We start from the raw sequence: 260 nt of genomic DNA, 5'->3' as shown, positions 1-260 counted from the left end.
GTGAAGGCGCTCGTCGACCGGTTCGGGTGACCGGCGGCGCCGCAGACGCCGGCCCCCGGGCCGCACAACTCCAGTAGCACCAGACCGTATGACGACGCCGCGCGCCCGGCTGACCGTCCTCGCCGGACCGACCGCCGTCGGCAAGGGCACCGTGTCCGCCTACCTCCGGGCCCGGTACCCGCAGGTCTGGCTCTCCGTGTCGGTCACGCCCCTGTCCCCGCGGCCGGGCGAGGTCGGCGGCCTGCACTACCACTTCGTGT

The 260-nt window shown here is 74.6% G+C and carries 1 pseudogene; it reads left to right on the top strand.

The annotated features are described in order from the left end of the window. Window positions 1–88 precede the first annotated feature (88 nt). Window positions 89–260: pseudogene (locus tag KVT14_RS20565) on the top strand (guanylate kinase); the annotation flags it as partial.

The organism is Cellulomonas sp. GbtcB1, from assembly GCF_019091725.1.
Lineage (GTDB): Bacteria > Actinomycetota > Actinomycetes > Actinomycetales > Cellulomonadaceae > Cellulomonas.
The sequence above is the reverse complement of the archived record's forward strand: the minus strand, read 5'-3'. Positions and strand labels throughout refer to the sequence as shown.